Source organism: bacterium, assembly GCA_023150945.1.
GTDB lineage: Bacteria > Zhuqueibacterota > Zhuqueibacteria > Zhuqueibacterales > Zhuqueibacteraceae > Coneutiohabitans.
The window spans coordinates 237,700-251,911 of record JAKLJX010000003.1 but is presented as its reverse complement, the minus strand read 5'-3'; the positions used below and the strand labels follow the sequence as shown (position 1 = coordinate 251,911).

At 60.1% G+C, this 14,212-nt stretch carries 15 protein-coding genes and 1 tRNA gene; 1 reads left to right on the top strand and 15 read right to left on the bottom strand.

Going from position 1 to position 14,212, the window contains the following annotated elements; all coding sequences use genetic code 11:
* Positions 1-26: 26 nt before the first annotated feature.
* The 8 genes from L6R21_06380 to L6R21_06345 all read right to left on the bottom strand — a co-directional run bounded on the left by L6R21_06380 (position 27) and on the right by L6R21_06345 (position 8,063).
* Positions 27-905, bottom strand: a complete 879-nt coding sequence (locus L6R21_06380) for a hypothetical protein (GenBank protein ID MCK6558809.1) — start codon at positions 903-905, stop codon at positions 27-29.
* A gap of 84 nt (positions 906-989) precedes the next feature.
* Positions 990-1,625 (bottom strand): dTMP kinase, encoded by a 636-nt coding sequence (tmk, locus tag L6R21_06375; GenBank protein MCK6558808.1) that lies wholly within the window; start codon positions 1,623-1,625, stop codon positions 990-992.
* 76 nt (positions 1,626-1,701) lie between these two features.
* Entirely contained in the window at positions 1,702-3,135 is a 1,434-nt protein-coding gene (locus tag L6R21_06370) for an MATE family efflux transporter (protein MCK6558807.1), read from the bottom strand.
* A gap of 43 nt (positions 3,136-3,178) precedes the next feature.
* Positions 3,179-4,507, bottom strand: coding sequence for an inositol-3-phosphate synthase (locus L6R21_06365; protein ID MCK6558806.1), 1,329 nt, complete (start codon positions 4,505-4,507; stop codon positions 3,179-3,181).
* Between the two features lie 121 nt (positions 4,508-4,628).
* Positions 4,629-5,264 carry a CDP-alcohol phosphatidyltransferase family protein gene (locus L6R21_06360; protein MCK6558805.1) on the bottom strand — a complete coding sequence of 212 codons (636 nt, stop codon included), beginning with the start codon at positions 5,262-5,264 and terminating at the stop codon, positions 4,629-4,631.
* A gap of 178 nt (positions 5,265-5,442) precedes the next feature.
* Positions 5,443-6,219: a 16S rRNA (cytidine(1402)-2'-O)-methyltransferase gene (gene rsmI, locus L6R21_06355; GenBank protein ID MCK6558804.1), complete on the bottom strand. Its 777-nt coding sequence runs from the start codon at positions 6,217-6,219 to the stop codon at positions 5,443-5,445.
* Between the two features lie 30 nt (positions 6,220-6,249).
* Positions 6,250-7,737, bottom strand: coding sequence for an aldehyde dehydrogenase family protein (locus L6R21_06350; protein MCK6558803.1), 1,488 nt, complete (start codon positions 7,735-7,737; stop codon positions 6,250-6,252).
* A gap of 62 nt (positions 7,738-7,799) precedes the next feature.
* Positions 7,800-8,063 carry a hypothetical protein gene (locus L6R21_06345; protein ID MCK6558802.1) on the bottom strand — a complete coding sequence of 88 codons (264 nt, stop codon included), beginning with the start codon at positions 8,061-8,063 and terminating at the stop codon, positions 7,800-7,802.
* Between the two features lie 79 nt (positions 8,064-8,142).
* Here L6R21_06345 and L6R21_06340 point away from each other — a divergent pair, with 79 nt between their 5' ends.
* On the top strand, positions 8,143-8,676 hold the full coding sequence (locus L6R21_06340; GenBank protein MCK6558801.1) for a hypothetical protein: 534 nt from the start codon (positions 8,143-8,145) through the stop codon (positions 8,674-8,676).
* Positions 8,677-8,696: 20 nt separating this feature from the next.
* Here L6R21_06340 and L6R21_06335 read toward each other — a convergent pair whose 3' ends face one another.
* From L6R21_06335 to L6R21_06305, 7 genes are all read right to left on the bottom strand, one after another.
* Complete coding sequence (locus tag L6R21_06335) at positions 8,697-8,948, bottom strand: hypothetical protein (protein ID MCK6558800.1); 252 nt, start codon at positions 8,946-8,948, stop codon at positions 8,697-8,699.
* A gap of 178 nt (positions 8,949-9,126) precedes the next feature.
* Positions 9,127-10,059 carry a GTPase Era gene (era, locus tag L6R21_06330; GenBank protein MCK6558799.1) on the bottom strand — a complete coding sequence of 311 codons (933 nt, stop codon included), beginning with the start codon at positions 10,057-10,059 and terminating at the stop codon, positions 9,127-9,129.
* Between the two features lie 494 nt (positions 10,060-10,553).
* Complete coding sequence (locus tag L6R21_06325; GenBank protein MCK6558798.1) at positions 10,554-10,694, bottom strand: hypothetical protein; 141 nt, start codon at positions 10,692-10,694, stop codon at positions 10,554-10,556.
* A 70-nt stretch (positions 10,695-10,764) separates the two neighbouring features.
* The gene (gene proS, locus L6R21_06320; GenBank protein ID MCK6558797.1) at positions 10,765-12,234 is read right to left on the bottom strand and encodes a proline--tRNA ligase; all 1,470 of its coding nucleotides are present in this window, start codon (positions 12,232-12,234) and stop codon (positions 10,765-10,767) included.
* Positions 12,235-12,453: 219 nt separating this feature from the next.
* Positions 12,454-12,527, bottom strand: a tRNA-Val gene (locus L6R21_06315).
* A 110-nt stretch (positions 12,528-12,637) separates the two neighbouring features.
* Positions 12,638-13,414, bottom strand: coding sequence for a phosphate ABC transporter ATP-binding protein (locus tag L6R21_06310; GenBank protein MCK6558796.1), 777 nt, complete (start codon positions 13,412-13,414; stop codon positions 12,638-12,640).
* Complete coding sequence (locus L6R21_06305) at positions 13,411-14,178, bottom strand: phosphate ABC transporter ATP-binding protein (GenBank protein MCK6558795.1); 768 nt, start codon at positions 14,176-14,178, stop codon at positions 13,411-13,413. Before L6R21_06305 ends, L6R21_06310 begins: the two co-directional genes overlap by 4 nt.
* Positions 14,179-14,212: the final 34 nt, after the last annotated feature.

Here is a 14,212-nt window from a genome sequence, read left to right as displayed (position 1 = left end):
GTCGGGTGAAAACGAAGCTGCGCCGTTCAAGTCGCGGCCGGCTTCGCCGTTTCCACGGCCGCGGCCGGCGTCTTGCCGGTGCCGCGCAGATTCACCACCCGATTCAACAAATCAAACCAAAAGGGCGCGCCGAGCGAGGCGGCCAGCGCCGTCAGGATCAGGCCGATGACTTTGGTGATCCACTGCCAATCCTGCGTGCGGTCATGTTCCCAGCCGATGACCAGGCCGATCTTCTTGATCTCCTGCAGATTGCGGATGGCGGTGACAGTGCCGGCGCTGTCAGCGGCAGCGGACTGCCGCAGATGACTCTCGGCCTGCGCCACCACGGCAGCGCGCAACACCGAATCCTGCGCCAGGTTGTTGGCGATCATCACGGTATCGGCATTGATCAAGACCGTCACCAAACAGGCGAAGAACAAGGTGATCTTTTGGATGCGGCGTTTGTACCAGCCCGACATGCGATCGGCGGCGTCATTGAACCATTGCTCGATCTGTTTCTGCACCTGCAGCGCATTGCCCGCGGTCTGATCGACAAACACACGCAACACCTGCTTCACTTTTTCGTTGGGCAGTTTCTCGACCGCGGTTTTGAGATCCTGCACCTGGCCGCTGTGGTCGCGCGTGACGACGTCGAGCAGAGCCGCGGCAAACGAATGCGACGGCAGATAGGAAGGCTTTTCGCCGCGCCGATAGAAGGCCTTGATGAGATGATGGCTGTAGACCTGTTTTGCCAGGCCCTCATAGTTCGAATCGGCGAGCAGATTGCGAATGCCGTCCGCGAGCGTGCGAGCGCGCAACTGCAGGGCCTGCGCCACCAACTCATTGATGGCCGTGCAGATCAGGCCGAGCAGAAGATACACCAAAATCAGGCCAATCGCAATCTCCAGGATCACGGAACCGAACATGGTCTTTGCCCTCCGCTGTCTGAGTGATCAGCCTGAATTCGGAGATGGGCGGCCGGGCAGCGCTTCCCGGCCGTAACCAGGAGTCTATACTTGCAATCCAAATCGCTGGCGTAAGTGTTGATCCACTTCGGCGCTGATGGCAGCGATATCTTGCTCACCGTTGATGACGATGAAGCGTTGCGGCTCGCGCGCCGCGAGTTGCAGATAGGCCTGGCGCACGCGCCGGTGAAACTCGTCGCCTTCGCTTTCCAGGCGGTCTTTGATGAGGCCATTGCGCTGCTGGCGGGCCTGCGCCACCGCCACCGGCAAGTCGATGAGGAACGTCACCCGGGGCAGCGTGCCTTGCGTGGCAAATCGATTCACCGCCTGGACGAAGTCGAGATCGAGGCCGCGGCCGTGGCCCTGATAGACGGTGGTGGAATCGACGTAGCGGTCCGCCACCACGAGGCGGCCCGCTGCCAGCGCCGGCAAAATGCGCTCGGCGGTGATTTGCGCGCGCGCTGCGGAATACAGCAGAATCTCGGTGCGATCATGGAGGCCATGGTGGCGGGTGTCGAGCAGGATGCGGCGGATGGCCTCCGCAATTTCGACGCCGCCCGGCTCGCGCACGAATTCGACCTCGGTGTAGCCGGCCTGGCGCAGCCGGTCAACCAGCCGCCGGCTCTGCTCGCTCTTGCCGGAGCAATCGATGCCTTCGAAGGAGATGAAAAGGCCAGTCATGGACAATCGAGAACACTTCCCGGTATCAAACTCTCATCAGTTGGCAGCGCTGCCGCGCGGATTGCCGCCGCGGCGGTCAGAGATGCAGAAATTTCCATTTGCCCCGATTGAAGCGCCAGAAATTGGCCGCAAAGCGAATGGTCTCATCCGACATGTGCACCAGCCACAAGCCCCACAAGCCCCACCCGAGCCAAAACGCCACCACAATGTTGGCGCCGATTTCGAGAGCGAACACGGCGGCGATGCTGAGCCACATCAGCCATTTGAGATCGCCGGCCCCGCGCAAATTGCCCATCAACACGCCGTTCACCGCCTTGGGAAGCTGGGTGAGGGCAAACACCTTGAGCGGAAACAGGCCGACCTGAATCACGGTGGGGTCGGCGGTGAAGATGCTCAAGATCGGCCGCGAGAACACGAACAGCAACAGCACGACAACCATGACAAAAGCATACATCACCCAGCCCGAGACTTCAGCGGTGCGCTCGGCGAGTTGCCGCCGCTCGGCGCCCAGGTTGCGGCCCATCAGCGTCATGGCACCCAAGCCAAACCCCATGTAGAACATCGACAGAATGGCCTGAATGCGCATGAAGGCCTGATGCGCCGCAAGCAAATGGATGCCCAGCACCGCCACGAAACTGGTGACCACAAGCTGGCCGAAAGCCCACACCAACTGCTCGATGGTAGTGGGAAAGCCCGCTTTGAACAGCCGCTTCAGCGTGGCGAGGTTGGGCTGCGCCATCTCGCGCAAGGAGAGAAAGAGAATACTCTTGCGGCTGCGCAGCAGATTGTAAGTGGCCACGAAGCCGAGGGTATGCGATATGCCGGCGGCGACGGCAGCGCCCTGCACGCCCAGGCGAGGCAAGCCGAGCCAGCCGAAAATCAACAGCGGCGAGAGCACCAGGTTGACCGCATTCAGGCCGAGGTTGATCATCATCGAAAACTTGGTCTCGCCGATGCCGCGGATCACGCCCAGGGCGATGAAATTCGTGATGATGAAGGGCGAGAAGACTGCGATGGTGCGCAGATAGATCACGCCGGCATGCTCGGCTTCCTGGCCGCCTTCCTTGATCAGTTTGAAAATTTGCGTCGCCCCGAAGAACCAAAACAGTGCCAGGCCAATGGCGATCATCGAGCCGATGATCATGGTCTGCCCGAAGATGTGGTTGGCCTCCCGGCGCTCGCCGGCGCCCAGGTTGCGGTTGATGATGAGGGAGCTGCCCACCACGAAGGTGAGCAGCACCGTCATACATAACACGATGACCTGAATCGCCATGCCAAACCCGCCAAAAGCCGCCGCGCTCAGGCGGCCGATGAAGATCGACTCGATCGTCCAGGTGATGGTCTGCGAGGCGAGATCAACCACGGCTGGCAGCGAGGTTTTGAGCAGGTTGGCGAGCGGCGAGGCTTCTGCTTTGTCCGCGGGATGCCCGTCTGGAGAATGCGGGCCGCGGTCCCGCCGCAGGAGTTTCCGCAGCGAGAACCGCGACGCACCAGCGTTTAAGCGCGGCACGAAGCTCCTCCAACATGGCTGTGAGGGCTGCGCACCGGGGCGATCAATCGTAATACTCCAGCCCCAGATGCGTGATAAGCTCTTCGCCCTGCAGGTGGCGCAAGGTGTTCTTCAGCTTCATGAGCTGAATGAAGATGTCGTGCTCGGGATACAGATTCGGCGCGGTCTGCGGGCTTTTGAAGTAGAAGGACAGCCACTCCTGAATGCCCTTCATGCCGGCGCGTTTGGCCAGGTCGAGAAAGAGCACGAGATCGAGCACGATGGGCGCGGCCAGGATGCTGTCGCGGCACAGGAAATCGATCTTGATCTGCATCGGATAGCCCAGCCAGCCGAAGATGTCGATGTTGTCCCAGCTTTCCTTGTTGTCGCCGCGCGGCGGGTAGTAGTTGATCCGCACTTTGTGATAGAAATCCTTGTAGAGCTGCGGATAGACTTCCGGCTGCAGGATGTATTCCAGCACCGAGAGCTTGCTCTCTTCCTTGGTTTTGAAGGAGTAGGGATCATCCAGCACTTCGCCGTCGCGATTGCCCAAAATGTTGGTGGAGAACCAGCCGGAGAGGCCGAGCAGCCGCGCTTTCAAGCCGGGCGCGAGGATGGTTTTCATCAGCGTTTGCCCGGTTTTGAAATCTTTGCCGCAGATCGGGGTTTCGGTCTGTTTCGCCAGCTCGATGAGCGCCGGAATGTCGGCGGTGAGATTGGGCGCGCCGTTGCCGTAGGGAATGCCTTCCTTGATCGCGGCATAGGCATAAATCATGCTCGGCGCGATGGCCGGGTGATTGTCGCGCAGGCCCTGCTCGAACGCCGCCAGCGACTGATGCACCGGCTCGGGCTGCAGATAGATTTCCGTGCTGCCGCACCACAACATCACCAGGCGGTCGAGCTGGTGTTGGGCTTTGAAATTCATGATGTCATCGCGCACCATCTGCGCCAGGTCCCACTTGGTATCAGCCTGTTTCACGTGCGTGCCGGAGAGGCGGCGGACGTAGTCGTTGTGGAACACTGCTTTCCACGGTTTGATGGCGCTGAGCGTGTCTTTGATCGGGTCGAGATCCTTGCGGTCGAGCACGCCGGCTTTCTTTGCGGCCACGTAGCAATCATCTTCAAAAATGTCCCAACCGCCGAACACGAGGTCATTGAGATTGGCGAGCGGCACGAAGTCTTTGATCAAAGGCGAGCGCTTCTCGGTACGCTTGCCGAGACGGATGGTGCCCATCTGGGTGAGTGAGCCAAACGGTTGCGCCAGCCCGCGGCGCACGGCTTCAACGCCGGCAATGAACGTGGTGGTGACCGCGCCCATGCCCGGCGTCAAGATGCCGAGCTTGCCGGTGGGGGCTTTGATTTTTACTGCGGGATTAGCCAAAACTGCCTCCATTTCCTGAAACGAATGTTGTAGAGACTGCGATGATTTAACCAATGCCATACGACTGTTCCAACAAGGCGGCAGCAACGGACGCGGCCGGGCCGGCGACCCGTGCGGCTGCCGCGGGCGGCGCTCACTTCTGGGACACGGTCAACAGTTCACTTTTCGATCCGTTTTCCATCGCCCAGATGTGATACAGCCGTTGAATCGCGGTGAAATTGGCGAGAATCGCGATGGCGATGATCACCCAGGTGAGCACCTGCTCGCCGATCAAGGCACCGAAGCCGAGCGAGACCACGCGCTCCGGCCGCTGCATGATACCGACTTTGCATTCCAGGCCCAAGCCTTCGGCGCGGGCGCGGATGTAGCTAACCATCATCGACCCGCCCAGCGCCACCGCCACAGCTACTGGCCGCCAGAGCGCGCGCGGGTCAATGTGCACATAGAAATAAGCCAGACCAAAAAACATGAAGACTTCGGAGTAGCGGTCGAGCGCAGAGTCGTAGAGTGCGCCGAACTTGGTAACGCGATTGGTGGCGCGCGCCACCCGGCCGTCGATGATGTCAAAGGTTCCCGCCAGCAACACGGCGATGCCTGCCAGGCGCAACTCGCCGATCGCAAACAGGTAGGTGGTTCCCACGCTCAACGCAAAGCCGATGGTCGTGAACCAGTTGGGATTCAAATGATGTGAAATGAAATAGTCGACGATCGGGGTGATGAGCTTGAGATACCAGTTCTTGAGGCCGTCCGGTAAGATGTTGAGTTTCACAGCAGCGTTCCATCCCTCTCTTGATGAATAACCTGCCTTCTACGTCTTCCTGCCTGCGGGCGCGCGGTTTGTTCGCCGCCCGGCATCGTGATGTGCCCCCATCCGTCTGCACGCGCGAGCTTCCTGCCTTCATGCGACAATGCCGCCCCCCCGGTTCCAGCCACTTTCCCTCCGGCGGTTAGTGTTCGCGGCCTGTGGCCGCCTCCTCTGCCCCCTCGAGCACCAGCACGCATTCGCCCTTGAGCGTGCGGGCGGCCAGCATGTGCAGCAACTCGGTGACGCGGCCGCGCAGCACTTCCTCATGCAGCTTGGTCAACTCTCGAGCCAGCGCCGCGCGCCGGTCTCCCCAGACTTCCTGAATGGTGGTCAACGTGCGCACGATGCGCTGCGGCGCTTCGTACAACACGATGGTTCGGGGTTCGTGTTTGAGCGCCTCGAAAAAGGTCTGGCGGCCTTTTTTCACCGGCGGAAATCCTTCGAAAACGAAGCGATGGGTGGGCAAACCGGAAAGGATCAACGCTGCCACGAATGCCGTCGGGCCGGGAATTGCCTCGATGGGCAGTGCGTGGGCAAGCGCCTGGCGCACGAGATAGAACGCGGGATCGGAGATTCCAGGGGTACCGGCGTCGGTAATCAGTGCCACATTCTTGCCGGCTGCGAGCGCGGCAATCAGACGTGGAGCGGCTTTCCGTTCGTTGAAATTGTGATAGCTGACCGTCGGCTTGTGAATGTCATGGCGCTGCAGCAGAATGGCAGCACGGCGCGTGTCCTCCGCCGCAATCACATCCACCGCGCGCAAGGTTTCCAGCGCGCGCAGCGTAATATCCTGCAGATTGCCGATCGGGGTGGCGACCAGAAACAACTTCCCGGCCGGGCCGGTCTGCCCGGCGGAAGGATCGCGCCCCGCGTTGGCGCCCGCGCCCGGCACGGTCGTTTGTCGGTCGGCGGGAATCATGGGCACGGAACACAGGGGCAGCGTGGAAGCTTACTGGTTGTCAATCTGCGCGCGCTGCAGCTTGCCGGAATAATCGACATAAATCGTCTTGGTTTCACTGAAAAAATCATAAACTGGCCAGCCGCCTTCGCGATGCCCGTTCCCCGTTTCCTTCACCCCGCCGAACGGCAGATGAGCCTCCGCACCGATTGTCGGGCCGTTGATGTAAGTAATGCCCGCCTGCAAGTCGCGCATCGCACGAAAGGCGGCATTCACCTCGCGCGTGTAGATCGACGAGCTTAGACCGTAGGGCGTACCGTTCAAGACTCGAATCGACTCAGCCAGATCGCGAATCTTGATCACCGCCAGCACCGGTCCGAAAATTTCCTCCTGGGCAATGCGCATGCCCGGTTCGACGCCGCTGAAAATCGTCGGGCGATAAAACGCGCCGGTGCGGCAGCCTCCGGCCGTGTGGACTTCCCCGCCGGTCTCCAGCTTCGCGCCTTCGGCCTTGCCGATCTGCACGTACTCGGCCACTCTCTCGCGCTGCGGAAAATTGATCAGCGGCCCTACCTGCGTGTCCGGCTCAAGGCCGCTGCCTAGGCGCAGCTTCTCCGTTTCCCGCACCAGCATGGCCAGAAATTGGTCGTGAATCGCTGCGTGCAGGATCAAGCGGCTGGTGGCGGTGCAGCGCTGGCCGGTGGTGCCAAATGCGCCCCACAACACACCCTGCAGCGCCAGTTCCAAATCGGCATCGGGCATCACAATTTGCGCATTCTTGCCTCCCAATTCCAGCGAGAGGCGCTTGAGGCTGCGGCTGCCCGCCGCCGAGATTTGCTTTCCGACTGCGGTGGAACCGGTAAAGGAGATCAGATTGACCTGCGCGTGCTCGACCAGCGCGATGCCGGCCTGGCTGCCGGAACCATGCACCAGTTGCATCACTCCCGCCGGCAAACCGGCATCCAACAGCAGCTCAACGAGGCGCGTTGCCGTGGCGGGCGTGTCACTTGCGGGTTTGAACACCACGGTATTGCCGCAAACGAGCGCGGGAAAAATCTTCCACGTGGGAATTGCCAGAGGGAAATTCCAGGGCGTGATGATGCCTGCCACACCCACCGGCATGCGCACGGACATGCAGAATTTGTCCGGCAACTCCGAGGGGGTGGTGAAGCCAAACAGCCGGCGGCCCTCGCTCGCGGCGTAGTAGGCGGTATCGATGCCCTCCTGTACGTCGCCGCGGGTCTCGCTGAGTACCTTTCCCATTTCTGTGGTCATCAGGCGCGCCAAGTCTTCTTTGTGGCGCAGCAGCAAATCACCGGCACGCTTGATGATCTCTCCACGCTTGGGCGCCGGCGTCAGACGCCATCCCTCGAAGGCCGCCTGCGCGGCCGCCACCGCCCTGCCAACGTCAACGTGACTGGAAGCCGGGAACGTGCCAACGATCTCATCCCAGTGGGCGGGATTGTGATTATCAAAACGTTCGCCGGCAGCGGCATCACACCAGGCACCGGCGATGTAGTTCTGATAACTGTGGGGCACGCGCGACTCCGTTAACTTGTTGGCATTTGAAGGCTTGATGATAGGAAAAATTGCCGTAAAAGTCAAGCAACCTGAACCGCGGCGAGCGTGCCCATTTCCGCCAAAAAGCCGCCCAAACCGCCGAAATCAGCGCCGCACATGGGCTGAAATCGCGCCGCGCGGCGGCCGGCAGTTGCTGCGCTGCTGCAATCCTGCTTGATTTTCCGGGCGGAGTTTTTAGCTTCCCTTGACCCAATCGCAAATGCGGGCCGGCTGCGCCGCGCGCGAACAGCCAGCGCCAGGGGCGCCGCGGCTGGCTTGAACAAGACCGGTTCAGAAGTTTTCATGCCGTGGCAGGCCGGTGTCTGCGATGCCGGGGCGAGTGCAGCGGTGTCGAATCACAAGAGGAAAATCGAGGAAAGCTGGATGAAATACCTGCAATCTGGTGGCTTTCAAAGCCACCCTTTGATGCGTCTCACACTGACGCTGGCAGCGTTGTTGTTGGCTGGATTTTGGCTGACGAACTTCGGCCTTTACTTTGCCAAGATGGACTTGACCCCGGCCTCGGTTGCAAGCTACTATCTGGGCGCGGAGGAGGAGTTTCGCATGCCGCGCACTTATCAATCGATGCTGGAAGTCACCCACATGCACCTGCCGATGATGGCCCTGGTGGTGTTGCTGCTGACGCACTTGTTGATCTTCTCACCGTTTTCACCGGGCTTGAAGCGGGGCTTCATTATCGCGGCGTTTGCTGCGGCGCTCGGCAACGAAGCGGCGGGCTGGCTGGTGCGTTTCGTCGATCCGGCTTTCAGTTGGCTGAAGCTTGTCTCGTTCTTGAGCTTGCAGGCCCTGCTGGCATTTTTGCTGGGGAGCTTGATCTGGTTTTTGTGGCGGGCACGCCGGGTGGAGGAGAGCGCAGGCGCCGCGGCCAAGGCACGAACGCGCCGCCGGCCCGCGTGAGAACAACGCTGACCGGCTGCTCAGCGCAGGGAGAGGAAGTCTGCCGGCAGCAGCAGCGAGAGCAGGGTCCCCAATGCGATGATGCCGATGGCAATCCAGCGCTCGCTGCTGGATTCCTCGCGCAAGTAAATGATGGAGCAAAAGAGCGCACCCATGGTGAGGCGCACCGCCCATTGCGCATAATCGCTGACCCAAATCAGCAACCCGAGCAGCAGCACGGCAACCAGGGGCAACAAGCGGGTGGAAAACGGGGAGTTCTCAGAAGGGTTCATGCAGCATTCCAAGAGGTGTTCGCGGGCCCACCGGCTCTGGCGCTGAATCCCGCGCTTGCGGCCGGCGCCGGGCGCGGGCTGGGCGGTTGATGACGGGAGTTCCGGTGTCACTCGCACTCATGAGCCGTGCATCGCAAGACCAGTTGACCACCTGCCCGCCGCGCGGCGACGCGCCGGTTTACAGGTAGCCGAGACTGCGCAATTCATTCTCGCGGTCGCGCCACTTTTCCTTGACGGCGACGAACAGTTCCAAATAGACGGGTTTACCGATCATCGCTTCCAGTTCTTCGCGCGCGAGCTTGCCCACTTCCTTCAGGGCGCTGCCGCGCTTGCCGATCATGATGCCTTTTTGCGATTCACGTTCAACGTAGATGACGGCGCGGATGAAGTCTTTGTGATTGGGCCGCTCGATGAATTCTTCGACCACCACGCTGGTGGAATAGGGAATTTCCTCGCCGTAGCGCAGGAAGATTTTCTCACGCACGATTTCCGCGGCCAGAAAGCGCTCGGGATGATCGGTGATTTGGTCGACCGGGTAGAAGGCTTCGTGTTCGGCGAGGCAATTCTCCAACACGCCGGCGAGCAGCTCGATGCCGTCCTTCTGCAGCGCCGAAATCGGCACGATTTCCCTGACGCCCGGCCGGTCGCGCAGACCCGCGATGATGGGCAGCAAGGTATCTTTGCTGACCTTGTCGATCTTGTTGATCGCGACGATGATGGGGCGATTGGTGTCAGCCAGGCGGTCGAGAATCTTCGCATCCATCGCGGAGAGCACGGGGTCCGGCTCGATCAGCAAGAGCTGCACATCCGCCTCGCGCATCGCGGCGTGCGCCACCCGCACGAAGGCATGCTGCAACTGGTAACTCGGCTCCAGAATGCCCGGGGTGTCGAAGAAGATCATCTGGCTGTGCGGCCGGTTGAGAATACCCAGGATGCGTTTGCGCGTGGTTTGCGGTTTGGGGGAGACGATCGACAGCTTGAATTGGAGCAGGGCGTTCAGCAAGGTGGATTTGCCGACGTTGGGTTGGCCGATGATCGCCACATAGCCGGCGCGAAAGGGAACCTTTTCGGTGGCGCCGGCGGGGGCGGCGACTGCTTCAGATGGTCTCATGCTCTCGGAATTCCTGCCATTGCCGAAGGGAACCAGCGACTCTTTGGCTTGCCACGCTGCTACTGTTTTCACACTCATGGGACGGAGACTGGAACTAGGGTTGAACGTCCATGACGCGATACGACCCGCCGACCGTGGCTAGTCACCTGCGAACGTTGACGCTGCGAACATCCTGTGAGTAGGCGCGTCTCGAAACGTCAATACATTTATCTTTGTACCCACAGAATGTTTATTCGCCGAGAGCCGTGATAAATTTTTATTGCCGGTTTCGTCCCAAAAAGCCGAGACGCCGCGGGCGGCGTCTCGGACAGGCTCACTGTGTGCTGCAGTGAACAAGTCATGTAGTAAAGCTCTTCGGTCGAAAGCCGGGGCGCGCGACCTGTGCCTCGTCACGGGAGGGCTTTCATACCTTCCGCACCTGTTCGTTGCGGACACGATTCGGGTTGAGCGAGTTTGCTTGTTTCCTCTTTGTCCAATCGCACGGCCACGAACTGTCACTTCTGGAAATGGCGGGCGGGTGCAGCCAGCGCACCCTCCTTGACTATCGGGGGTTGCTTACGCTCCACGACTGCCGCCTGCGGTGTCGTCGCGGCAATCGAAATAATCCAAAGCAAACCGCACAGAATCGTCATCATGACAGTTACAAAGAGAGACCTCTTCACCGCTCCTCCGCTAAGCTTGGTTCACTACTCATACGACAGATGATCAATAGGCTTTGGCCATCAACACGCGCTGGGAAGAAGGCTTGCCGGTAATCAGGCAGCGGCCCGCTTCCGGCTTGCCATCGAGGGGGATGCAGCGGATCGTGGCTTTGGTTTCCTCCTGCAGGCGCTCCTCCGCCTCGCGCTCGCCGCACCAATGCGCCCAGAAAAAGCCGCCCCGTTCGTCGATCTCCCGCTTGAATTGCTCGTAATCGTCGATCGCCCGCGTGTTGCTTTCACGAAAGGCCAGCGCGCGCTCGAACAGTGCCTGCTGCATCGCCGCCAGCGTGCGCAGGATTTCCTCTGACAGCCCGGCTTGCGGCACCACGCGCTTCTCCCCTGAGTCACGACGCACCAAAACGACATTGCCGCTCTGCACGTCTTTCGGGCCCAGCTCGACGCGCAACGGCACCCCGCGTTTTTCCCATTCGTTGAATTTGTAGCCCGGCCGGTAGTTGTCGCGGTCGTCGACCTTGAACGTGAACTTGCCTTTCCATTCGGCCGTCAACTGCTGGGCGCGTTCCATCACCAGCGCTTTTTCCTCGTCCTTGCGCCAAATCGGCACCAGCACGACTGCCAACGGCGCCAGTTTGGGCGGCAGCACCAAGCCGTTGTCGTCGCTGTGCGTCATGATCAAGGCGCCGATCAAACGAGTGGAGACGCCCCAACTCGTCGCCCACACGTACTCGAGCGCGCCCTGTTCATTGAGGTACTTGACATCGAAAGCCTTGGCAAAGTTCTGGCCGAGATGATGCGAGGTGCCCGCCTGCAGGGCTTTGCCATCCTGCATCATGGCTTCGATGCAATACGTGCGCAGCGCGCCCGCGAACTTCTCCTTCTCGGTCTTGATCCCGGGGATTACCGGTATGGCCATGTACTCTTCGGCAAAGGTCCGGTAAACCTCCAGCATCTGCAACGTCTCCCGTTCCGCGTCCTCGAAGGTGGCATGCGCAGTATGGCCTTCCTGCCAGAGGAATTCCGTGGTGCGCAGGAACAGGCGCGTGCGCATCTCCCAGCGCACGACGTTGGCCCATTGGTTGATCAAGATCGGCAAATCCCGATAGGATTGAATCCACTTGCGGTACATCGACCAGATGATCGTCTCCGAGGTCGGGCGCACCACCAGGGGTTCTTCCAGCTTCTTGCCGCCGCCATGCGTGACGACCGCGCACTCCGGCGCGAAACCCTCCACATGTTCGGCTTCCTTCTGCAGAAAACTCTCGGGAATGAACAGGGGAAAATAGGCATTCACATGGCCGGTATCCTTGAACAGCTTGTCAAGACCGGCTTGAATCTTCTCCCAAATGGCGTACCCATTCGGCCGGATGACCATGCAGCCTTTGATCGGTGAGTAGTCGGCCAATTCGGCGGCGCCAATGACATCAGTATACCAACGGGAATAGTCTTCGGATCGTTTGGTGATGCGTTCGGAACGTCCTGTTAGTTGCTCTTCGGCGTTTTTCTGCGTGTCCATGAGTCCTGGAATTCAAGTTAAAAAAAGAGGGACAGTCATTTTCGCATGCTGTCCCTTCCTAGGTTCGAAAAACTGGCGGGAAATATACCATTCCGGCCTGCGATTGTCAAGCCGAATTTCCCGGCGAAACCGATAAGTGAACGAATGAGTACCCGGGTGCGGAAAGATTCAACCAGCAAGGCAGGAAAAAGACCCGCGCGGCAGTATGAGTGGAATCAGTGGGCGATAGTGGGATCGAACCACCGACCTCTGGTATGTGAGACCAGCGCTCTAACCATCTGAGCTAATCGCCCATCCCTTTTCAATCAACGGGCGCCAAAATAGGGATTGAGGCTTCAAAAGTCAAGCGAAATGTCAGGCCGGCCACCACTCGGACGGGCTTCTGCCGCCGCCGGCATGCCGCTCAACCGTAGCGGCCCTCGATGTACTCCGCGGTGCGTGGGTCCTGGGGGGTGAGGAACAGATCCTCGGTCCGGCTGTGCTCGATCAGCTCGCCGAGCAGCATGAAAATGCACTCATCGCTCACCCGCCGGGCCTGCGCCATGTTGTGGGTGACGATGACAATGGTGTAGCGACCCGCCAATTCGAACATCAATTCTTCGATGCCGCGCGTGGCCTCCGCATCGAGCGCGGAACAGGGCTCGTCCATCAGGATGATCTCGGGCTTGAGCGGCAGCAGCCGGGCAATGCACAGCTTTTGCTGCTGTTCCAACTGCAGGCTGGTTGCCCGCACGTGCAGCTTGTCCTTCAAATCCTTCCACAGCGACACGTCTTGCAGCGCCTGCTCCACCGCCGCATCGAGTTGGGACTTCCGCAACTCCCGCCGCGGGCTGTGGATGCGCAGGCCGAACACGATGTTTTCATACACCGAAATCGGCAAAGGATTGGGCCGCTGAAACACCATGCCAATGGCCTTGCGCAGCTCCGGCAGGGAGACGTCGGGGTCGTAGATGTTTTTGCCGAGCAGCTTGATCTCGCCGGTAGTGGTGACGTTGCCGTAGCGCTCGTTAACGCGGTTGAAACAGCGCAGCAGCGTGGTTTTGCCGCAGCCGGAAGGTCCGATGAGAGACGTAATCAGGCCGCTTTTCACCTTCAGGCTGACGTTGTTGAGCGCCTGAAACGTGCCGTACCACAGGCTGAGGTTGGTCGTGGTGATGCTGTATGCCGCCGTTTCACTCATCCGAAGATTCCATTGACGTATTCGTATGTCTTTTGACTCGCGGGCGCATCGGAAAAGATCACTTCATTGCGGTCGATTTCCACCAGCTCACCGTTGAGCAGGAAGGCCGTGCGATCCGCCAGCCGCCGCGCCTGTTGCACGAGATTAGTGACAAGGATGATGGTGATCTGCGAACGCAATTCCTTGAGTACGTCTTCGATACGCATGGTGGTCACGGGGTCCACCGCGATGGAAAACTCATCCAGGCAGAGAATTTCCGGTTGGTGGGAAAGGGCGCGAGCGATGGTCAAGCGCTGCTGCTGCCCGCCTGAGAGCTTGGTGCCGAGGCTCTGTAACCGGTCTTTGACCTCATCCCACAAGGCCGCCTGGCGCAAGCAGCGCTCGACGATTTCGTCCAGCTCGGCCTTGTTGCGCACGCCCGCCATGCGCGGCGCAAAAGCGACGTTGTCATAGATCGACAGCGGCAGCCCCACCGGCAGGGGAAACACCATGCCGACCTTGCGCCGCAGCTCGAACACGTTTTTGATCTGGCGGATGTTCGTGCCGTTGATTCTGACTTCGCCCAGCACCTGGCTGCCGACTACGAAATCGATGGTGCGGTTGATGACCTTGAGCAGCGTGCTCTTGCCCGATTGCGCCGGCCCGATGACGGCCAAAATCTCATTGCGAAAAACATCCAGCGAAATGCCGCGCAGCGCCACGCTCTGGCCGTATTTCACGATGAGATCGGAAATTTCGATTTCTTTGTGATTCGATTCTTGCACTGCATTTCCTCTCACAAGACCGCATGTCTAGTGT

Bases quoted from the DNA above. Each gene is read 5' to 3' on its own strand.
- L6R21_06380 (MCK6558809.1), bottom strand. From the start codon at position 905: ATGTTCGGTTCCGTGATCCTGGAGATTGCGATTGGCCTGATTTTGGTG.
- tmk (MCK6558808.1), bottom strand. From the start codon at position 1,625: ATGACTGGCCTTTTCATCTCCTTCGAAGGCATCGATTGCTCCGGCAAG.
- L6R21_06365 (MCK6558806.1), bottom strand. From the start codon at position 4,507: ATGGAGGCAGTTTTGGCTAATCCCGCAGTAAAAATCAAAGCCCCCACC.
- rsmI (MCK6558804.1), bottom strand. From the start codon at position 6,219: ATGATTCCCGCCGACCGACAAACGACCGTGCCGGGCGCGGGCGCCAAC.
- L6R21_06345 (MCK6558802.1), bottom strand. From the start codon at position 8,063: ATGAAAACTTCTGAACCGGTCTTGTTCAAGCCAGCCGCGGCGCCCCTG.
- L6R21_06340 (MCK6558801.1), top strand. From the start codon at position 8,143: ATGAAATACCTGCAATCTGGTGGCTTTCAAAGCCACCCTTTGATGCGT.
- L6R21_06335 (MCK6558800.1), bottom strand. From the start codon at position 8,948: ATGAACCCTTCTGAGAACTCCCCGTTTTCCACCCGCTTGTTGCCCCTG.
- era (MCK6558799.1), bottom strand. From the start codon at position 10,059: ATGAGACCATCTGAAGCAGTCGCCGCCCCCGCCGGCGCCACCGAAAAG.
- L6R21_06325 (MCK6558798.1), bottom strand. From the start codon at position 10,694: ATGATGACGATTCTGTGCGGTTTGCTTTGGATTATTTCGATTGCCGCG.
- proS (MCK6558797.1), bottom strand. From the start codon at position 12,234: ATGGACACGCAGAAAAACGCCGAAGAGCAACTAACAGGACGTTCCGAA.
- L6R21_06310 (MCK6558796.1), bottom strand. From the start codon at position 13,414: ATGAGTGAAACGGCGGCATACAGCATCACCACGACCAACCTCAGCCTG.